The sequence below is a fragment of the Undibacterium sp. CY21W genome (genome assembly GCF_014284265.1).
GTDB lineage: Bacteria > Pseudomonadota > Gammaproteobacteria > Burkholderiales > Burkholderiaceae_D > Undibacterium > Undibacterium aquatile.
In genome coordinates this window covers 100,839-122,126 of the sequence record NZ_JACOGE010000005.1, presented here as the reverse complement: position 1 = coordinate 122,126, position 21,288 = coordinate 100,839, and the positions used below count along the sequence as shown (strand labels likewise).

At 49.3% G+C, this 21,288-nt stretch carries 19 protein-coding genes; 10 read left to right on the top strand and 9 right to left on the bottom strand.

Translation table 11 applies throughout. The features are described from left to right. Positions 1–38: 38 nt before the first annotated feature. On the bottom strand, positions 39–2,717 hold the full coding sequence (gene pepN, locus H8K29_RS12890; RefSeq protein ID WP_186897917.1) for an aminopeptidase N: 2,679 nt from the start codon (positions 2,715–2,717) through the stop codon (positions 39–41). Positions 2,718–3,015: 298 nt separating this feature from the next. Between pepN and H8K29_RS12885 the strand changes: the two genes are divergently transcribed. Then, positions 3,016–3,645 carry a DUF4136 domain-containing protein gene (locus tag H8K29_RS12885; protein ID WP_186897916.1) on the top strand — a complete coding sequence of 210 codons (630 nt, stop codon included), beginning with the start codon at positions 3,016–3,018 and terminating at the stop codon, positions 3,643–3,645. Positions 3,646–3,655: 10 nt separating this feature from the next. On the opposite strand, the gene H8K29_RS12880 is transcribed toward H8K29_RS12885, so the two are convergent. From H8K29_RS12880 to H8K29_RS12865, 4 genes are all read right to left on the bottom strand, one after another. Continuing rightward, positions 3,656–5,833, bottom strand: a complete 2,178-nt coding sequence (locus H8K29_RS12880) for a DUF1631 family protein (RefSeq protein ID WP_186885089.1) — start codon at positions 5,831–5,833, stop codon at positions 3,656–3,658. 82 nt (positions 5,834–5,915) lie between these two features. Further along, positions 5,916–6,053: a hypothetical protein gene (locus H8K29_RS12875; protein ID WP_186897915.1), complete on the bottom strand. Its 138-nt coding sequence runs from the start codon at positions 6,051–6,053 to the stop codon at positions 5,916–5,918. An 11-nt stretch (positions 6,054–6,064) separates the two neighbouring features. After that, positions 6,065–7,039 carry a quinone oxidoreductase gene (locus tag H8K29_RS12870; protein WP_186885087.1) on the bottom strand — a complete coding sequence of 325 codons (975 nt, stop codon included), beginning with the start codon at positions 7,037–7,039 and terminating at the stop codon, positions 6,065–6,067. A gap of 8 nt (positions 7,040–7,047) precedes the next feature. Then, positions 7,048–7,959 carry a DMT family transporter gene (locus tag H8K29_RS12865; protein WP_186897914.1) on the bottom strand — a complete coding sequence of 304 codons (912 nt, stop codon included), beginning with the start codon at positions 7,957–7,959 and terminating at the stop codon, positions 7,048–7,050. 508 nt (positions 7,960–8,467) lie between these two features. On the opposite strand from H8K29_RS12865, the gene H8K29_RS12860 reads away from it, so the two are divergent. The 9 genes from H8K29_RS12860 (at position 8,468) to H8K29_RS12820 (ending at position 16,582) form a co-directional block, all read left to right on the top strand. Continuing rightward, positions 8,468–9,193: a YebC/PmpR family DNA-binding transcriptional regulator gene (locus H8K29_RS12860; protein ID WP_186897913.1), complete on the top strand. Its 726-nt coding sequence runs from the start codon at positions 8,468–8,470 to the stop codon at positions 9,191–9,193. 1 nt (position 9,194) lies between these two features. Continuing rightward, entirely contained in the window at positions 9,195–10,469 is a 1,275-nt protein-coding gene (gene purD, locus H8K29_RS12855; RefSeq protein WP_186897912.1) for a phosphoribosylamine--glycine ligase, read from the top strand. A gap of 107 nt (positions 10,470–10,576) precedes the next feature. Further along, the gene (gene hemF / locus H8K29_RS12850; protein ID WP_186897911.1) at positions 10,577–11,476 is read left to right on the top strand and encodes an oxygen-dependent coproporphyrinogen oxidase; all 900 of its coding nucleotides are present in this window, start codon (positions 10,577–10,579) and stop codon (positions 11,474–11,476) included. Continuing rightward, positions 11,467–12,153, top strand: coding sequence for a nicotinate-nucleotide adenylyltransferase (locus H8K29_RS12845; protein ID WP_186897910.1), 687 nt, complete (start codon positions 11,467–11,469; stop codon positions 12,151–12,153). Before hemF ends, H8K29_RS12845 begins: the two co-directional genes overlap by 10 nt. Further along, complete coding sequence (gene rsfS, locus H8K29_RS12840; RefSeq protein WP_186897909.1) at positions 12,143–12,847, top strand: ribosome silencing factor; 705 nt, start codon at positions 12,143–12,145, stop codon at positions 12,845–12,847. Before H8K29_RS12845 ends, rsfS begins: the two co-directional genes overlap by 11 nt. A 90-nt stretch (positions 12,848–12,937) precedes the next feature. Continuing rightward, positions 12,938–13,408 carry a 23S rRNA (pseudouridine(1915)-N(3))-methyltransferase RlmH gene (gene rlmH / locus H8K29_RS12835; protein ID WP_186897908.1) on the top strand — a complete coding sequence of 157 codons (471 nt, stop codon included), beginning with the start codon at positions 12,938–12,940 and terminating at the stop codon, positions 13,406–13,408. Between the two features lie 18 nt (positions 13,409–13,426). Further along, positions 13,427–14,044, top strand: a complete 618-nt coding sequence (locus H8K29_RS12830) for a nucleoside triphosphate pyrophosphatase (RefSeq protein ID WP_186897907.1) — start codon at positions 13,427–13,429, stop codon at positions 14,042–14,044. A gap of 12 nt (positions 14,045–14,056) precedes the next feature. After that, positions 14,057–15,523 (top strand): ribonuclease G, encoded by a 1,467-nt coding sequence (gene rng / locus H8K29_RS12825; RefSeq protein ID WP_186885078.1) that lies wholly within the window; start codon positions 14,057–14,059, stop codon positions 15,521–15,523. Between the two features lie 21 nt (positions 15,524–15,544). Next, on the top strand, positions 15,545–16,582 hold the full coding sequence (locus H8K29_RS12820) for an acyltransferase family protein (protein ID WP_186897906.1): 1,038 nt from the start codon (positions 15,545–15,547) through the stop codon (positions 16,580–16,582). Here the strand turns inward: H8K29_RS12820 and H8K29_RS12815 are convergent. From H8K29_RS12815 to H8K29_RS12800, 4 genes are all read right to left on the bottom strand, one after another. Continuing rightward, positions 16,568–17,776 carry an acetate/propionate family kinase gene (locus H8K29_RS12815; RefSeq protein ID WP_222611479.1) on the bottom strand — a complete coding sequence of 403 codons (1,209 nt, stop codon included), beginning with the start codon at positions 17,774–17,776 and terminating at the stop codon, positions 16,568–16,570. The two genes, H8K29_RS12820 and H8K29_RS12815, sit on opposite strands and share 15 nt — an antisense overlap. Next, the gene (locus H8K29_RS12810) at positions 17,773–19,197 is read right to left on the bottom strand and encodes a bifunctional enoyl-CoA hydratase/phosphate acetyltransferase (RefSeq protein WP_255423372.1); all 1,425 of its coding nucleotides are present in this window, start codon (positions 19,195–19,197) and stop codon (positions 17,773–17,775) included. Before H8K29_RS12810 ends, H8K29_RS12815 begins: the two co-directional genes overlap by 4 nt. Positions 19,198–19,259: 62 nt before the next feature. Continuing rightward, on the bottom strand, positions 19,260–20,039 hold the full coding sequence (gene fabI, locus H8K29_RS12805) for an enoyl-ACP reductase FabI (protein ID WP_186897905.1): 780 nt from the start codon (positions 20,037–20,039) through the stop codon (positions 19,260–19,262). Positions 20,040–20,120: 81 nt separating this feature from the next. Continuing rightward, complete coding sequence (locus H8K29_RS12800) at positions 20,121–21,278, bottom strand: ABC transporter permease (RefSeq protein ID WP_186897904.1); 1,158 nt, start codon at positions 21,276–21,278, stop codon at positions 20,121–20,123. Positions 21,279–21,288: the final 10 nt, after the last annotated feature.

The following is a 21,288-nucleotide window of genomic DNA, read 5'->3' as shown; positions in this document are numbered from 1 at the left end:
GCAGATTTCCTATGTGGCGGCAAACGCCAAAGACAAACTTATGCGGCCAGTGCTTTGCTGACGACTTCAGCGACATCCTTGGATAATTTCTTCGTCGCCGACACTTTTTGCAAAGCTGCTTTCATATGTGCTTGCAAACCAACCGGATATTTTTTCCATCTGTCGAGGCTACGTGCAAGACGGGCGGCCACCTGCGGGTTAATCTTATTCAGCGCAATCACCAATTCAGCCCACAACGCATAGCCACTGCCATCTGCTGCGTGGAACTGCGATGGGTTTGCGTTGCAGAAGTTAAATACCAGACTGCGCGCGCGATTCGGATTCGTTAAGGTGAAAGCCGGATGCTGCATTAATTCTCTTACTTTTTCCACGTCTGTTGTATGTGCTGTTGCCTGCAACATGAACCACTTGTCGATCACCAGATCTTCTTTCTTGAAATCTTTGAAGAAGCGTCGCAGCGCTTTCTCTGATTTTTTCTTCTGCTTTTCAGTACCATTGAAGTTTGTCAGCGCAGCCAATGCCGCCAGACGATCCGTCATGTTTGCAGCTTCTTTGAATTGCACATACCCCAGATCGAAAGTGCTTTCATCTGCCCATTCGAGTAAATATGAGAGCGACAAATTTTTAAGACTACGTTTCGCCATCGATACAGCATCAGGACGGTATTTACCCGGTGTCTGATGGGTTTCATAGGCATGCAATAAATCTGCTTTCAAATGGCGGGTGATCGTCGCACGGACAAACTGACGAGCGGTATGTATCGCTTGCGGATCGACCACATCAAATGCTTCTGCAATCATCGCTTCGGATGGCAACGTCAGCATGAGCTCACGGAATGCCGGATCGAGAGACTCGTCATTCAGTGTGTTGCGCAATGCATTGATGAACCAGTCATCGAGCGAGAGTTCTTCACCTGCCTGCAGCGCTTTCGTCAATTTAACCAGACGGCGGGTGGCAAGGCGCTGCCCTGCTTCCCAGCGGTTGAATGGATCACTGTCATTCGCCAACAACAATCCCAGCTCTTCATCGGTGTAATCAATATCCAGCACAACTGGCGCCGAGAAGTTACGCAACAAGGATGGCACAGGCTCGCTGGCGACTTTATTAAACCGGAAGGTTTGCGATGCCGCAGTCAGTTCGATGACCAGATTCGTAGCACCCGCCTGGGCCGGGTAGTCATCGCAATACAAGGGAATATCTTTTCCGTCTGCGTCAAGCAAACCCATCGCAACAGGAATATGAAACGGTAATTTTTTTTCCTGACCCGGAGTGGCCGGACAAGACTGCGTCAGCTTGATATCGTAAGTCTGTGCTTCGGCATCATAAGCAGTCACCACACTGACACGTGGAGTACCGGCCTGACTGTACCAACGCTCGAACTGAGTCAGATCACGCCCGCCGGAATCTGCCATCGCAGCACGGAAATCATCGCACTCAACCGCCTGACCATCGTGGCGTTCAAAGTACAGATCCATTCCTTTACGGAAGCCATCATGCCCGAGCAAGGTGTAGTACATACGAACAACTTCGGCACCTTTTTCGTAAATCGTCACCGTATAAAAATTATTGATCTCAACAAAGGAATCTGGTCGTACCGGATGCGCCATAGGGCCAGCGTCTTCGGAGAACTGCACCTGCCGCAGCACACGTACATCCTCGATACGTTTAACAGCGCGCCCGGTCGTCGTACCGACCAGATCGGCAGAGAATTCCTGATCACGGAACACAGTCAGACCTTCTTTTAAAGACAACTGGAACCAGTCGCGGCAAGTCACCCGGTTACCGGTCCAGTTGTGGAAATATTCATGTCCCACCACGGATTCGATACCCGCATAATCAATGTCGGTGGCGATGCTGGAATTCGCTAATACATATTTTGTATTAAAAATATTCAGGCCCTTGTTTTCCATCGCGCCCATATTGAAATCACCAGTGGCGACGATCATGAAGCGGTCTAGATCAAGTTCCAGCCCGAAACGTTCTTCGTCCCAGCGTATGCTCTTTTTCAACGAGTCCATGGCATGCTGGGTTTTATCGAGGTTACCTTCTTCCACCCAGACTTGCAGTAATGCTTTGCGTCCCGATTTCAGCTTGAATTTTTCTTCCTGACAAACCAGAGTTCCGGCAACCAAAGCAAACAGATACGAAGGTTTTTTAAACGGATCTTCCCACTTCGCAAAATGACGTCCGTCATCAAGATCGCCTTCATCAATCAGATTGCCATTACTCAGTAATACCGGGAATTTCTTTTTATCAGCGCGCAGCATGACCGTATATTTCGCCATGACATCAGGACGATCAGGGAACCAGGTAATTTTGCGAAAACCTTCGGCCTCACACTGTGTAATGAGATTTCCTTTGGATGCGTACAAACCAGACAGGGAAGTATTTTTCGAAGGTTGTATCTGCGTTGTGATTTCCAGTGTCACCTCATCCGGTGCATTTGGAATGCGCAACGTCTCACCATCAATCTGATAATCAGCTTTCTTCAGCTTCACGCCGTTCAAACGCAACTGCACCAATTTCAGGGACTCGCCGGACAGCACCAGATCTTTTTCCATACTCGCGTGATTGCGGCGCATGACCATACGGTTAGCGACCAGGGTAGATTTGAGGTCCAGATCAAAACCCATTTCTACAGTATCAACCCAGTAACCCGGGGCGACGTAGTCTTGACGAAGTATGGCTTGAGGAGTGATGACGGTATCGTTACGCATGGCCTTGGAATCTCGCGAAAATAGTATAAATCAAAGTCTTATGAACTTTGTGAGACCACCATTTTACCAAGACAAAAAGCGCAACACCTTAAACCAGAGAAAGATAGTGCAATAAATACAGAATGACATCTGCTTATTGCCAGTCGTGAACGTATCGATTTATTGAAAACCTCGGATCTGAATTGCCGTTATCAACGGCCTGAGCACGGCGTTTTCATATACAAATCAATACAAAAATTTCTGCAACGATGCTGAATGATCGCTATCATGAAACTATCTTAAGATTTGGAGTAAAGCCATGAAAAGTTTCTTATCCTGGACCATCATCTTCATCAGTACATTGCTGACAGGGTGTGCCAGCACGTTCACCAGCCAGGTCAGTGTGTTTCACGAATGGCCGGGAAATAAACAAGCGACATCGTATATCGTCGAAAGATCGCCGTCTCAGGAAAACAATCCAGAATACAAATTGTATGAAGAGGAACTCAGACAACAACTAGGTTTGCACGGTTTTCAGGAAATCACCGCGGGAGTAACGCCTGCATTAAAAATCGGCATGCAGTACGGAACGAGCCTGGGTGAAATTCAGGTGTCTGCGCCATGGGCTCCGGCAATGTATGACCCATTCTGGCAAATGCATTTCAGTCGCGGCTATCGCTTTTCGCCTTACTCGCCGTATTATTTCGGCAGCCCGTACTACATGAGCAGAAATCTTGATTTCAGTGTCCGGCGTTACTATCTGCATCAACTGGAAATCAACATCAGCGACTTTCAAAGCGGAAAAAAACTGGCGGACATTAAAGTCAGCACGGAACAATTGAATCAGCAAATCTCTGAACAGATGCCTTATCTGATAGAAAGTGCCTTGCAGGGTTTTCCGGGTATCAATGGCAGCACAAGAACTGTAGAACTGCCATTAAAAAAATAAGCGTATCAGTTTAATTCGGTGGATCGCGCAAAGCCTCAACCAGTGCACGATCCACGATTGATTCAGCGGAAACAATCGTGGCATCACCATTCCGCAACTGCGCCAGCAATTCTTCGCGAGATATAGAAAACGAATCGTGTCCCTGACGGTTTGTAAAAATATAGCGGGTCCGTTTCGGACTCACCCATGCCAGTTTGAAGCGATTAGTCACACCTGCAGTGGTCGTGAAATCAAACCAGACGCCACGCTCCAATCCCTCGACCATTTTCCCCCACTCGTCCACTTCCTGTTCATTCTGATCGACGAAATGACGATTCAGTCTTTTTTCGCTCGCGCGTTGCGCAATATTGACGGCGATTTCCAGTTGACGGCGTGGTGACAACTCTAAAGGAGCCCGGGCAATAGCAGCATGGCGCTCGGCCAATTTGGAAAAAAATAAAACCCGATCCGGCTCATCCCATTTGATCGCATTCAACCAGGCGTTCAGCAAAGTCAGCATTGCAGGAAGCTTACTGACCAACTCTTTGCGTTCTTCGGATGTATTTTTCGGTTTCAGACTCCAGATCAGATCATCCATCGTCCGCAACGCATTTTCGAGCGCGTTTGGCTTTTCTTCTTTTACATTGTGTGCAATGGTCAGAATCCGTATCCACTGCTTACGCAAAAATTCTTCAACAAATCCGGCAACTTCTCCAGTGTCGGTACGAATCGCGACGTCATTTTCGGCAAACTCGCGCGCCAGACGCATTTTTTCCTGCTTCAGCGCTTGTTCTACCGGCTCCGAAATTGCCTGTTCGGTCTGCGCCTCTTCACTTTTAAGAAATGCCTCCAGATCAGCAACCACATCAGAAAACAACTCGATCTGCTGATCAAAATCCTGCTGAACCCGATCAACGATGCCTTCTATCATCTGATACAAAGGATCTTCACTGGTTGCATCATTCCCCAGCAGTACGCTGGATTTTGCGAGGGTATCAATCAATACTCTCGCAGGGTGATTTTCTTTAAAAAAGAAATCTTTATCGAGCAAAGCAACCTTCAGAGTCGGTATCTGCAGCTGTCCGATCAGGCTTTTAATTTCTTCCGGAATACTGTCGTCACTGAACACATAATCAAAGATTCTGGCCAGCAGTTCTATCGTATTCTGATCAATATGGGTTAATTCGCCCGCAGAAGCTTCTTGTGTTAAACGACGCAGGTGCGATCGGTCTTCCGGCTGCGCCAACTGGTTTTGCTGAATCTGCTTTTGCATCCCAGTCAGATAATCAAAGAACTGACGATCTATCGTTACCGTATCCACCGCCCCACCAGCGCCCGCAGGCAACCATGACTGAAGGGGGCCTGACTGACCCGCACCATCTTGCGCAACCGCACCAACACCGCCTGACTGATTTCGCTCTTTAGACGCCTGAGGATAGAAAATATTTCTTAATTTATTTTGCAGATAAGGATCGCGTGAATCAAGATCCTCACTCTTCAGCGGGGCATGCCGTTTTTTGTTTTCCCGCTTCACGGCATCCGTATCGACGACGATACCGCGCTCAGCCAACGCATCATTCAATCCCTGATAAACAGAACTTAAATTCAGAAATAAATCCGGTTGCATGATCCGTATAATCAGATGCGGCGTCACTGTCGTTGATTCCAGCTCCATCCAGGCCTGCAACACCGCATTGACAAAGATCTCTGGGCGAAAAGGATTTTGCGACACAGTAATTGGCGTGCGCTTCATCACCAGGCCGATACGGCAATTCAGCTCCACCAATTTTTCTGCGCTGTTTACCTCCAGCGATTTCGTCAGATTATTGGTCAGAACTTTATTTTCCATTTCCTCGAAAGTGACGAGAGAAATATCCTTGATATCGTGATTGTCTTTGAGCCGTTTGCGCGTATTAATCGCGCCGACTTCTTTCATCAGCATCGTTGAAATCTGCGATGCCAACAAACGGTAAAAAGTGGTCTGGTTGCGCTTCAGTAACTGACAAGCCTGAAAACTGTTTGCTGCCTCTTCCGGCTGTAATGTCTGGTCAGAAATTTTAAACAAGGCATCCGTTAATCGCGATGTAAATGCCTCTAGTTGCGACGAAACAAGATTGGTGGCAACAGGTACCAGACTTTGCAACATCAGCAAACGACTCGAACTCGAAAACTCACTGACTTTGGCGGTGTTTAAAGGGACAGTATCCATAATTCGAGACTCGGTGTATGAAAAGATCGAAACGTCATTCAGGTAAGCAAGCGGTTCATCATGAAGAGATTTTCCGGTGCACTTAATTAGTGTAGTAAGCCTCAGTCGCCAGCGTAATCAGCACGATCAACATGACGGCAGCAAACAAAACCAGCAGCAGACGTCCAAACTTCGGACGCCCGTCATCTGCCGATGGTCTTTCTTTTTCTTTCGGAAGCATAGTTAATCGCCTTATGGAATCAATAAACTCGACCCTGTTGTTCTGCGTGCCTCCAGATCCTGATGTGCACGGGCAACTTCACTCAAGGGATAACGCTGACGGATGTCGATTTTAACTTTTCCGCTTTCAACCATCGTAAACAAATGTGACGCCATCTGTTCCAGATCAACTCTGTTTGCAGTGTAATTCATCAAACTCGGCCGGGTAATGAACAAAGAACCACGTGAGGCAAGCTCACTCAGCGAAAACGCAGGGACAGGGCCCGAAGCATTGCCAAAACTGACCATCATTCCAAGCGGAGCAAGACAATCCAGAGAGCCGGTGAACGTATCCTTGCCGATAGAATCATAAACGACAGAGACACCTTTGCCTTCCGTAATTTCCCTTACGCGTTCGACAAAGTTCTCCTTATTGTAATTAATAACATGAGCGCATCCATGCGCTTTTGCCAGCGCCGCTTTTTCGTCTGACCCTACGGTTCCTATCATATTGACACCAATTGCGCGCGCCCACTGACAGGCAATCAAGCCCACTCCCCCCGCGGCGGCATGAAAGAGTATGGTTTCCCCGCCCTTAAGTGGATAGGTACGGTGAAACAGGTACTGCACCGTCAGTCCCTGCAACATCATTGCCGCTGCAGTCTCAAACGAAATACTGTCAGGCAGGCGAACCAATTGTGCAGCCGGCATGACCCGCGCCTCTGAATATGCTCCTAAAGGCCGGCCTGCATACGCAACCCTGTCGCCGACAACAACATGAAGCACACCATCGCCGACCGCTTCAACGACGCCAGCGGCTTCCATACCTAAGCCTGCGGGAAGAGCTTGAGGATATAAACCGGTACGAAAATAAACATCGATATAGTTGAGGCCACATGCCTTATGCCGGATAAGCACTTCGCCCGGCCCCGGCTTACCCAATTCAACATCCACATATTCCATTACTTCGGGACCACCTACACTGCGCATCCTGATTGCTTTGACCATATTTGCTCCTACATTTTTTTTCTGGTTAACAAATACATCCCGCCCATCACTAACACCGTACCAGCTATCTGCCAGCCGGTAATCGGCTCAGCGAGAAAAAAAGCGCCCAGGAACAAGGTGGAGACCGGACCTATCATCCCTGCTTGTGAGGCAGTCGCCGCGCCTATGCGCTGCACGGCAATCATGGTCATAAACACGGGCAATACCGTACAAAATATCGCATTAATGACCGATAAAAAGTAAACCGGCGCTGGCTGCAGTAACATGGAAGCTGGACGCAACGCAAAGAACTGGCCTATGCAGGCAACACTGGATACGCACATCGCATAAGAAACCAGCCGCAAAGAACCCAGTTGACGCACCATTTGCCCGGACTGAATCAGATAAACAGCATAAGAAACGGCTGCCCCCAGTACCATCGCCGAGCCCAGCAAGACGTCTTTTCCACCAAACTCAAGATCGTGTAAAAACACCAGGACGATACCAAAATAACTGACAACCAAAGCCGCCCATTCCAGCATCGAGACTTTCCGGCGATACCATACCGCCGACATCAGCAGAACAAATGAAGGGGTGAGAAACAGTATCAATCGCTCCAGCCCGGCGGTGATGTACTGCAAGCCCAGAAAATCTAAAAATGAGGAAAGGTAATAGCCAACCAATCCCAACCCAACCAAGCGCCACCGGTCTGAAACAGACAACGGTGACGAATCCCTCATTTGCCAGACGGCGATCGCCGCAAATATCGGCAACGAGAAAGCCATGCGAAAAGTAATCAGAGTGACTGCATCAACCTGATACCGGTATATGAGCTTGGCAACGATGGCTTTGGTTGAAAACAGAATGGCGCCGGCAATGGCTATGGCGAGTCCACCAAGATAATGCTGCCGCGTATGAGAGTTCGGTTGTTGTGAATGCATACCGGAATTGTAAGGCCATCTGACGAAATAAGAGGAAAACTGAGAAATGAGAACACCTCATTTACTGCAGATCAGACTGAAATAGCCTCAATCGCAAATAATTAGTACACGTTTATTGTAGGCAACTTGCAACATCCGGACAAAAACGCAATGCGCGGTAGGCATCATTTTTTTGCAAACGCGTCAGCAAAATGGCGGAAAAGCGAGGTCATGCATCGCATGTGGAAGACATATCCGGAAACCGCGACAATACAACAACGGGCGAAAAACCTCAGGCCAACAGGCATTGCGTACACAAGGTTCAACGTCACCACTTCTTGCCATAACGGGGCTGCTTTGAAGGATTATTCAGACGGATGATTAGTGTGTCTATAAGCCTATCGGACTGTTGATTTCGCCATTTTCCACCATGCCAGTATGATAAAATGCGCATCTTCAATATCAAACTAAGCCAGGCAAAACCGCTGACCAGATGGCTCAGCAATTGCCAATTCAGGAAAGAGCGACCATGGCAGGACATAGTAAATGGGCCAATATCAAGCATAAAAAAGCGGCTACCGATGCAAAACGCGGCAAAATCTGGACGCGTCTGATTAAAGAAATTACCGTGGCAGCGCGTATGGGCGGAGAAGACGTCGATTCCAACCCACGTCTGCGCCTTGCAGTCGATAAAGCTGCAGATGCCAATATGCCGAAAGAAAATGTCACGCGCGCGATACAACGCGGTGCAGGGACTCTGGAAGGCGCCAACTATGAAGAAGTTCGCTACGAAGGCTACGGCATAGGTGGTGCAGCACTGATCGTTGACTGTATGACCGACAACCGCGTCCGCACGGTTGCCGAGGTACGTCATGCGTTCAATAAATACGGCGGTAACATGGGCACAGAAGGTTCTGTTGCTTTCATGTTTAAACACTGCGGCCAGATGTTATTTGCTCCGGGGACAAATGAAGATGCGTTGATGGAAGCCGCGCTTGAGGCAGGTGCAGATGATGTGGTTACCGATGAAGAAGGTGGTATCGAAGTATTATGCGCGCCATTTGATCTGTCAGATATACGCGCAGCACTCGAAGCTGCTGGTTTCAAACCGGAAGTTGCCGAAGTCACGATGAAACCTGCGACAGAAACAGTTTTTACCGGTGAAGATGCGGCCAAAATGCAGAAACTGCTGGATGCACTTGAAAATCTGGACGACGTACAAGAAGTTTATACCAACGCCATCGTAGAAGAATAATATGAAAATTCTGGTTGTCGGCTCTGGTGGCCGCGAACACGCTCTTGCCTGGAAACTTGCTCAATCTGAGCGGGTACAGACAATTTTCGTTGCCCCTGGTAACGGTGGAACTGCAACGGACATTCGTCTCAAAAATATCGACATCACTGATCCCTCCGCACTTGCTGATTTTGTTCAGCAAGAGCAGATTGAACTGACCGTCGTTGGCCCGGAAGTTCCGCTGGCAGCAGGCATCGTCAATATTTTCCGCGACCGTGGTCTGAAGATTTTTGGTCCATCGAAAGAAGCTGCGCAACTGGAAAGCTCAAAAGACTTTGCTAAAGCATTTATGCATCGTCATCAGATTCCAACCGCCGAATATCAGACTTTCTCCGATGTTCAGGCAGCGCACGATTACATCTCTGCCAAAGGCGCTCCTATCGTCATTAAGGCGGATGGTCTCGCTGCTGGCAAAGGTGTAGTAGTGGCGATGAGCCTGGATGAAGCACATGCAGCCGTTGACATGATGCTGTCCGACAACAAGCTCGGAGACGCAGGCGCACGCGTGGTCATTGAAGAATTTTTAGCCGGTGAAGAAGCCAGTTTCATCGTCATGGTGGACGGTAAAAATATTTTGCCGTTGGCAACCAGCCAGGATCATAAACGCTTACTGGATAACGATGAAGGCCCGAATACCGGCGGTATGGGTGCATACTCTCCTGCACCGATTGTCACTCCACAGTTACATGCCCGCGTGATGCGCGAGATCATTGTGCCGACAGTACAGGGCATGGCAAAAGACGGCATCGTATTCACCGGCTTTCTGTACGCTGGGTTGATGATTGATGAGCACGGCACACCGAAGACACTGGAATTTAATTGCCGCATGGGTGACCCTGAAACTCAGCCTATCATGGCGCGCTTGAAAACCGATCTGGTCAGTGTGATGGAACATGCGGTCAACGGCACGCTGGACACCGTAGAACTTGAGTGGGACAGACGCACAGCGATGGGTGTCGTGATGGCCGCCGCCGGTTACCCCGATGCACCACGTAAAGGTGACAAAATTACGGGTATTCCAACAGAAACGCCTGACAGTGTTACATTTCATGCTGGCACCGTGCTGAACGACAAGGTACTCAGTACCAATGGCGGCAGGGTTTTGTGCGTGGTCGGCCTTGGCGACACAGTCAAACTTGCGCAAAAACATGCCTACGATGTTGTTGAAAAAATTCATTTTGACGGTGCTCAATACCGTCGCGATATCGGCTGGCGCGCGCTAAACCGCAAGCACTGACAAGCACTATAGGTGCTTCCGAGAGAGCATTCTCTGCGCAAAAATAAATGGGTTGGACTATGTCCAACCCGTCTTGCTTTTTGAAGATCACCCTGATCACCATAATAATGACCGATACACAAGCCGTTAAAAATTATTTACTGTCATTGCAAGCGAATATCGTTGCCTCGCTTGAGGCTGCCGATGGACATCAGTTTATCAGTGACAGTTGGGAACGCCCTGATGGTGGCGGCGGCATTTCCCGCGTGATCGAAGAAGGTCATGTTTTTGAACGGGGCGGGGTAAATTTTTCCCATGTCATGGGCAACAATTTACCGCCGTCAGCAGCAGCCAGCCGCCCAGAACTGGCAGGCAGAAAATGGGAAGCAATGGGTGTCTCACTCGTATTACATCCACGCAATCCATACGCACCGACAGTACACATGAATGTGCGTTTTTTCACCACCCATGCTGAAGGTAAAGATGCCGTCTGGTGGTTTGGCGGCGGTATGGATCTGACACCGTATTACGGTTTCGAAGAGGATGCACGCCATTTTCATCAAACCTGCAAAGACGCACTGAGCCCGTTTGGCAGTGATTTGCATCCGCGCTTCAAAAAATGGTGTGATGAGTATTTCTATTTAAAACACCGCAAGGAAGCGCGCGGTGTCGGCGGCATTTTTTACGATGATTTCAACGAATTAGATTTTGCGCAGAGTTTTGCGATGACCAGAGCAGTCGGTGACGCTTTCATTCCTGCCTACCTGCCAATTCTTGAAAAACGCAAAGAACTCTCCTACAGTGAGCGGGAGCGGGATTTCCAAGCATATCGTCGTGGGCGCTATGTGGAGTTTAATCTCGTGTTTGATCGTGGCACACATTTTGGTCTGCAATCAGGAGGGCGGACAGAATCCATTCTGATGTCTATGCCTCCTGTCGTAAAATGGCGCTACAACTGGGCTCCGGAAACTGACAGTGCAGAGGCTCAATTAACAAATTATTTTCTGGTGCACAGGGAATGGGTTTAAGCAGTAAAAATCCTTATTGCGTCGTGGTTCTGGGTGGTAGTTTTGATCCTGTCCATACTGGTCATATCGCGCTGGCAAAGCATCTGTGCGATGTACTTAAACCGGATGAATTACGCATTATCCCGGCCGGACAACCGTGGCAAAAATCCGCTCTGACGGCTACATCAGAGCAAAGAGTCAGTATGCTGAAGCTGGCTTTTGAAGAATGGTCAGACTGCAAGCTGATCATTGACGAGCAGGAAATACGACGCGCGGAAGCCCATGTCGCCAGTTACACCATAGAAACGCTGCGCGAACTGCGAACAAAACTGGGAGCGCAAGCCTCTATCTGTTTTGCCATGGGAGCAGATCAATTGTTGAATCTGCACACATGGCATCAGTGGAAAGACTTATTCGGCGTCGCGCATTTATGTGCTGCAAGTCGTCCCGGATTCGATATCAGCCTCGCCTGCCCTGAAGTGACAAAAGAGTGGCAAGAAAGAATGATAAGCCCAGAAGAAATGCGTGCCAGTGCAGCCGGAGGAACTTATCTGGACTCTAGTCTGGCCATTGATGTATCCGCGACCCAACTGCGTAAAGAATTAAAACAGCATAACCCGACAATCAGATTGCTAGTCACTCACAAGGTGCTAGACTACATACAACAACATTCAATTTATCAAAATAATGGATATTAAAAAATTACAAACACTGGTCATTGATGCTCTCGAAGATGTGAAAGCACAAGACATACAATTGTTTGATACTACGCACCTGACCAGCCTGTTTGACCGTGTTCTGGTCGCTTCAGGCACATCGAATCGTCAGACCAAGGCATTGGCCGCATCCGTCCGCGATAAAGTCAAAGAAAATGGCGGCACAGTCATCAGTGTCGAAGGTGAAACCACCGGTGAATGGGTACTGGTCGATCTGGGAGACATGGTTGTGCACATCATGCAACCAGCGATCCGCGCTTACTATCGTCTGGAAGAAATCTGGGGCGACAAACCTGTCAAACTCGGCGCAGCAAAACGTACAACAAAAGCGGTAGCATCGGCGAGCACTACTGTCGATGCAGAAAAACCAAAACGTACACGCAAAACAGCAGGTAAAGCAGCACCTCTGGAAGTAACGCACGACATGATGGCGATTCAGACCACGATCGACGATGAGAAAAAACCAGCGCGCAAACCACGCACGGCGAAAACTGTGGATGGTGAAGCAAAGCCTGCACGCAAACCTGCTGCGCGCAAAGCAGCCGATGGCAGCACAGTGAAAGCACCAAAAGTTCCAACTGGTGGCCGTATTAAAGTCGCAGCAACAAAAACAGCAGTGGCATCAGCAAAAGAAGCTGCGGCCAAACGTCCGGCACGTAAAAAAACAGTCGAGTAATCTGCGCTGTTATGAATCGACAAATGGCTGCCTTGCGCAGCCATTTGTTTGCGCCAGACCTTTAGCTCATTTCAGTTTTTAAAAAATATTATGCAACTCATCATCGCCGCAGTTGGTCATAAAATGCCAGACTGGATAGAAACGGCTTTTCAGGAATACGCTAAACGAATGCCACCTGAATGCCGGATACACTTGAAAGAAATCAAGCCCGTAGAACGTTCTGGCAGCAAAACGGCGGAAACGGTCATGGCGTTAGAGCGCACAAAAATCGAAGCCGTCATTCCCAAAAATGCGCGCGTCATCGCATTAGATGAACGCGGTAAAGACTGGACCAGCGTCGCCCTTTCACAGAATCTGAGCCTATGGCAACAGGATGGGCGGGACGTGGTTTTTGTCATCGGTGGTGCAGATGGTCTGGATGCAGAATTCAAAGCAAAAGCGGACACGCTGATCAGAATTTCAAGTCTGACGTTACCGCACGGCATGGTCAGAGTCGTGTTGGCAGAGCAGTTGTATCGCGCCTGGTCCATCACGCAAAATCATCCTTATCACCGCGTATAAATTGAGTAGATCATAAAAATGCAACGCGAAAATAAAATCTATCTCGCATCAAAAAGTCCGCGCCGCCGCGAGTTACTCACGCAGGTCGGTATCGAATATGAATTACTCCTGCTCCGAGATATACCGCCGCGTGGTCCGGACGTGACAGAAATTGTATTCCCCGGAGAGTTACCTCACGACTACGTCAGCCGTGTGACCAAAGAAAAAGCTGAAATGGCATGGAAGGTTATGCACATGCGCAAACTGCCGGTGCGTCCCGTGCTGGCAGCAGATACCACCGTTGTGATTAATCAGAAAATACTTGGAAAACCGGCCAACCGCGACGAAGCGGTATCGATGCTCACGCTGCTGGCAGGAAACACCCACGAAGTATTGACCAGTATCGCTGTGCAACACGAACATGGACTTATCGCGGCAACACAAGTATCGGAAGTCAGCTTTGCGGCATTAACTGCACAGCAAATTCAGGCTTATTGTGACACGCCAGAACCCTACGATAAAGCTGGTGGCTATGGTATACAAGGTGCTGCAGCACGTTTTATTTCCCACATCAATGGCAGTTATTCTGGCATCATGGGATTACCGTTATTTGAGACTTGTCAGGTGTTACGTCAGTCTGGAATTTTTATCCCTTAATTTCTGAACTTCATGAGCGAAAATCTCCTCATTAATATTACGCCACAAGAAACCCGCGTTGCTCTGATTTTTCAGGGAGCAGTGCAAGAATTGCACATAGAAAGAACCCTATCCCGCGGCCTTGTCGGCAATATTTATCTCGGCAAAGTTGTGCGCGTCTTACCTGGCATGCAGTCGGCTTTCATTGATATAGGTCTGGAGCGGGCGGCTTTTTTACACGTTGCCGATATCTGGGATGCACGCCCTCAGGAGGGTAGTTCGAATGCACCACTGACGCCGATAGAAAAGCTGCTGTTTGACGGCCAGGCCATCATCGTTCAGGTCATTAAAGACCCGATAGGAACGAAAGGTGCACGCCTGTCCACCCAGATCTCGATTGCCGGACGCATGCTGGTGTTTCTGCCGCAGGACACCCATATCGGCATCTCTCAGAAAATTGAAAATGAAGCAGAGCGCGAAGCATTGCGCAGCAAAGTACAGAGTCTGCAACAGGCAGATGAAAAAGGCGGATTCATTGTCAGGACGATGGCGGAAGATGCATCTGATGAAGATTTGAAAGCTGACGTCGATTACCTGCGCCGCACCTGGTCTACGATCACCCAGCTTGGCAAAACCAAGCCGCCAACGACCTTGCTGTATCAGGATCTGAATCTGGCGCAAAGAGTCTTACGCGATTTCGTCAATGAAGAAACAGAAAATATTCAAGTCGATTCGCGCGAGAATTATCTGATGCTGCAAGAATTCGGCAGGCATTATATGCCTTCCGTACTACCCAAGCTGCAACACTATACGGGCGAACGTCCGCTGTTTGATTTGTATGGCGTGGAAGAAGAGATTGAACGCGCCTTAGGCCGCCGTGTTGATCTGAAATCTGGCGGCTATCTGATTGTCGATCAGACTGAAGCGATGACGACGATTGATGTGAACACCGGAAGCTTTGTCGCTGGTCGCAATTTTGACGACACGATCTTCAAAACTAACCTGGAAGCAGCGCACGCAATCGCCAGACAACTGAGATTGCGTAATCTGGGGGGCATCATTATTCTCGATATCATTGACATGGAGAATGAAGAACACAAAGCTGCCGTGCTGTCCGAGTTAAACAAGGCATTGTCACGTGACCGCACCAAACTGTCTGTGTCTGGTTTCTCCGCACTGGGGTTGGTTGAAGTCACGCGCAAACGCACCCGTGAATCACTGGCGCATGTATTGTGCGAAACCTGCCCTGCCTGCAATGGTAAAGGTCAGGTAAAAACTGCCCGCACTATTTGCTACGAAATTTTGCGTGAATTATTACGTGAAGCGAAACAATTTAATCCGCGTGAATTCCGCATCATGGCGTCGCAGGTCGTGGTCGATATGTTCCTTGAAGAAGAATCACAACATCTGGCCATGCTCGGTGACTTCATTGGAAAACCGATTTCACTGCAGGTTGAAAACGTGTTCCATCAGGAACAATACGACATCATCCTGATGTAATTTTTCTGCTTATTTTATTTCATGCAAAACCGCGATCACTGGGTTGATTACGCCAAAGGCCTGGGCATACTGTTAGTGGTGTACGGTCACGTGAGTCGCGGTATATTCAATGCTGGCATCAAGGTCGATGCGGAACTGTTCAAGCTGGTTGACAGTGTCATTTACAGCTTTCACATGCCTTTGTTCTTCTTTTTGTCAGGACTGTTTTTTTTACCATCCTTGCAAAAATATGGTCGCACCGGATTAATCGCCGACAAAGTCGACCGCGTGCTGTACCCCTATATTCTCTGGTCATTGCTACAGGGTTTTATTGAGGTTTTTTTATCCGGATATACCACGTCTTCAACAACGACTGGCGAAGTGTTATCACTGTTCTGGCAGCCACGGGCGCAGTTCTGGTTTCTGTATGTGTTATTTGCCATTTTCGTTTTGATGGCAATGCTGTATCGCGAACGTCAATCTTTACCCGAATGGGTATTACCCCTAACAGCGCTCGCCGCCTGGTTTTTACAGATGTTTGTGCAACTGCCGTTTCCTCTGGATTTTATTGGCAGCTATCTGATTTTCTTTGTATTGGGAATGAGTGCCTTGCGCTGGAAAGACGTACTGAAAACGCAGGCACTCACAGCAACACTATGCGCTGCCGCAATTTTCACCGGACTAGAATATTTATTCCATGCCCAACTGCATCTGGTCTATACAGATAAGTCTGTGCTGAATCTGGCGTTGGCAATCGCAGGAATTGCATTGATCTGCAGCGCAGCGGTGTTGCTGGCGCAATGGAATCAACAATGGATGACATGGCTGGCGATGCTGGGATACTGCTCAATGCCGATTTATCTGATGCATATCCTGACCGGCAGCGGCGTCAGGATAGTGTTGAGCAAATTACTGCACATACAAAGCGCCGCCCCACATTTAATTATCGGCAGCCTGGCAGGATTACTGATACCGGTGGCCGTGTATCAGCTGTCAAAAAATGCAGGATTGCACGGCTTACGTTATTTATTCATGCCACCAGCGGGCTTATCTTTGAAAGTGCGTTTAGCCCGGAAATAGCAAATCAAAAGCGTCCATAGCGGCAATGCGCCCTTCATCCGTAGGAACAACCCAGATTTCAACCCGACTGTCACTCGCATGAATTGCGCAGATTTCATCGCCTCGCGCAGCAATATTTTTATCCTGGTCTATCCTGACACCAAGATATTCCAGCCCTGCACCGACCTGTTGTCGTAAGATCGCATCGTGCTCACCGATACCTCCAGTAAACGCAAATACATCGACGCCGTTCAGGCAGGCGGTTAAGGCGCCAGCTTCACGGATGACGCGATACGTAAATAAGTCTATCGCAGCTTGCGCCTGCGCCTGTCCGATGCTGCGCAAGATTCGCATATCTGCCGAAATACCAGAAACGCCTAACAGCCCGGATTCCTTGTACAGGGTTTTTTCCAGTTGTTTCGCATTCCATCCTGCCTGCAATAAATGCAGGATGACACCGGGATCAAGCGCGCCACAACGGGTTCCCATCATCAGTCCGTCTAATGCAGAAAAGCCCATCGTCGTCGCGATGCTACGTCCCTCTTTCATCGCGCAAACACTGGCACCATTACCCAGATGCGCCATCAATACACGTTGGTCAGCTTTGTCTGAATTCTGCCGTAGACGACCAGCCACATAACGGTAAGACAGCCCGTGAAAACCGTAACGGCAAATGCCCTCGTCACGCAAAATCCGCGGCAAAGCTATCGTACGTTCAGTCACAGGCATCTGTGCATGAAAACCAGTATCAAAACAGGCAATCTGCGGCACTTCGGGATAGGCTTTCTGAAAAGCCAGCACACCATCCAGATTGTGCGGTTGATGCAGCGGTGCCAGCGTATTCAGCGTCCGCAGATAAGTCATGGTGTCATCATCGATCAACACTGACTCGGCATAGCGCGCACCACCATGCACTATCCTGTGGGCGACTCCGGCAATACGTATGCCTGCACTATGCTGGCCGATTAATTTCCGCAAGGCTTTGAGTACGGCGGCAAACGAGTCTCCATCCGCATCGGCTTCCAGATCTTCCAGAACAAACTGCTGCCTGATGTCACCGGCATCCAGACGTATGCAAGGCTGTCCACCGGGTTCCAGCCCTTCCACGATGCCGGACATACTGGCGGCGTCTACCTGGCGATCATGCAGAGGGTAAAGCGCAAACTTAATGGTTGATGAACCAGAATTCACCGATAAAATCGCACTCATTTTCATGGCGTATTTTTTCTGTATTCATGCGCCAATAATTTGACCAGCGCTGCGGAAGCAACCCGCGCCGCGGGTCCATCGGCACGACTGGTCAGAGCAATTGGCACCCGCGCACCGAGTACCACGCCACACGTCGATGCTCCGGCAAGATATTCAAATTGTTTCGCCAGCATGTTCCCGGATTCAAGATCAGGAACCATCAGAATATCTGCGTGACCAGCGACCACAGACGTAATACCTTTGATCCGTGCCGCCTCTGCAGAAATCGCATTATCAAATGCCAGTGGCCCATCAACAATCGCACCGGTAATCTGCCGACGATCCACCATTTTGCACAAGGCTGCCGCGTCGAGCGTCGAAGCGATTTTCGGATTCACTGTTTCGACTGCCGATAAGATCGCCACTTTCGGTTCAGCCGTTCCCAGTGCATGCGCGAGATGAATCACGTTTTGTAAAATATCGGCCTTTTCCAGCAGATCAGGTGCAATATTCAAGGCAGCATCGGTTAGTAACAACACCTTGTGATACATGGGAACATCAAGGTGAAAAACATGAGAAAGTCGGCGCTTGGTACGCAATGCAGGGCAATGGACGACAGCACCCATCAATTCATCGGTATGCAGGCTGCCTTTCATTAAGGCTTCCACCTCACCCGCAGCTGCCATCGCAACCGCCTTTTCTGCCGCCGCATGGCTATGTGGCACATCAATCACTTCGATGCCAGAAATATCCAGTTGCGCGAGTTGGGCGACTTCATTCAGTTTGGCCAACGGTGCCACCAGCACAGGCACGATCAGTCCTTGTTTCGCCGCATCCAGTGCACCAGCCAGAGAATCAGCATCACATGGATGAACCACCGCACAACGCACTGCGGCCAGACTGCGTACACTATCCAATAATTTTTGCTGACGGGCACCCAGATCGAACATGGTGACAGTAGGCAAATGCGCACGCGGGCGACTGACCCGCTCAACAGGTGCAATCACCAGCGCGTTCCCGAACACCACTCGCGCGCCATGCTGATTCACGATTTCACAACTCAGCGTAACGCGTTTTTTTTCATCATCTTTTGCGACCACCGTCACCGTCGTCGTCAGCGTATCGCCGATGCGCACAGGTTTTACAAAATGCAGATCCTGCTCGAGATATATCGTACCGGGTCCCGGCAACTGCGTGCCGAGCACACTGGAAATCAGCGCCCCGCCCCACATACCATGTGCAATCACTCCGTGAAATAAAGTTTTGCCGGCATACTCCGGATCGAGATGCGCAGGATTTACATCGCCCGAAATCGCTGCAAATGCCTGTATGTCTTCATTACTCAAAGTCTTGATATCACTGGCAGTCTGACCGATCTGTAATTCGTCATAGATCACATTGACTATCATGTCAGGTACATTGGTATCGCTATTCATGCGGTCATTCATAGTGGTATTCCAGAAAGAGATAAAACGTGGAAACGGAAAAAACAGAAGGATGCAAGAAAAGATTAATTCACAATATGATAACCAGCATCGACATATAAAGTCTGCCCCGTCATTCCGGAAGAGGCGTCACTGACGAGAAATGCGGCAAGCTGCCCGATTTCATCCAGACTCACCAAGCGCCGCAACGGGGAACGTGCCACGGCTTTGGACATCAGTGCGTCAAAATCCTGTAATCCTGATGCGGCACGGGTTGGTACCGGGCCAGGAGACATCGCATGGACACGGTGGCCATGCTGCCCCATTTCCATCGCCAGATATCGCACCAAAGATTCCAGTGCTGCTTTGACCGGCCCCATCAACCCGTAGTGTGCGACGGCTTCATCTGCGCCCAGATAGCTCATCGTGATCAGGCTTGCACTCTGGCTTAAATGCGGTTCGCATAAACGCGCCAAGCGGGCGAAGGAGTGACAGGAAATATTCATAGCCTGCAAAAACCCGGCAGCAGAACTATCTATCACCCTGCCCTGCAAATCTTCTTTCGGTGCCCATGCAATGGAATGAATAAGAAAATCGATCTGTCCGAGATGGCTGACGCTCGCATTCACCAGAGATTCGAGCGCATCGTCCTGCTCAACATTACAGACAATCAGGGGCGCCTCAAGCTCTGCCGCCAGAGGCGCAACAAAAGTCTGCGCTTTCTCATTCACACAGGAAACAACCAGCGAGGCGCCCATTTTTTTTAACACCGCCGCGCAGCCATAAGCAATGCTGTGCTCATTAGCGAGACCAATGATCAAGCCCCGCTTTCCTGCCAGTGAAAAACTGCCGCCTGTATTTATCATCTTAATTCCTGTTCTTATTCACAAGTTTTCAATCTGCGATTCAATTCAGAACTCAACTCACCCCGATTGATGAAATGAGTTCTAACCAAACTGTTTTTTGAAACGTAATATGGTCGCGCCGCTGACGATACAACCGATAACAAGAATGCCCGAAAACAAAGGCCACAATATGCTGATGCCTGCACCTTTCATCAAAATGCCATAACTGGCATTGATGTAGTAATACAGCGGTGACACATACATTCCCCAGCGCATCAGCGTTGGCATCGCTTCGGGCGGCGTCCAGGCGCCGGATAAAAACATCATCGGTGCCAGTATCAGGATCACCATCATACCGGCCTGCGCCATATTGTTCGTCAACGTTGCAATCCAGATACCGATGCCGGCCAGTGTACTCACGTACAAGGTAGTTAACGCAAAAAATAACAGCAGGCTACCGCTGACCGGAATAGAAAAGATAGGGACTAAGATACCAAACAAACCCAATGCTGTTCCGCCCAGCAACACCGCCACCATCGCCACAATTTTAGGAATCATAATCTGCAAAGGTGACAACGGTGAGACAAGCAATTGCTCTATCGTACCGCGTTCTTTTTCCCTGACCATCGCCGCTGCTGGCAGCAGCATAGAAAATAAGGTCACTACGTTGAGTAATTCTGAAATACCCATAAACCAGGCGTCGTTCTGATTCGGATTAAACCAGACCCGGCTGTTATTGTTGATCACCGGGGCATCCAGCGCAGATAAATCAGAACTAAAACCGAGATTGCCTGCCGCCTGTTCCAGCCCATAGCGAGCCACAATCTGGGTCGCATCAACGGCAGCTAAAAAACCCAGCACAGAATTCGACGCATCAATCTGCAATTGCACAGAAGTGTTATCGCCGCGCGTCAGCGCTGCGCCAAAACCCGGAGGAATATCCAGCACAGCCATCGCTTTGCCATCATCAAGCAACTGCTGCCCTTGCTTTGCATGATCGATCGCACCTGCCCAGCGAAACTCAGGGGGCATAAAGCGTCCGGCGAGTTCGCGTGATGCAGCGCTGCGATCAAGATCAAACAACACCAATGCCGCATTATTCAACTGAAACGAGACGCCGGACGCCGCGTTATAAATATCCGCCGAGAATGCATACAGCACAAACACCAGCAATACAGGATCACGTAAGAGTTGCAATAACTCTTTCCAGATCATCGCCTGCAAACGACTCCACCAGATCCGGTCAAACAGAAATATCATGTCAGTTTCC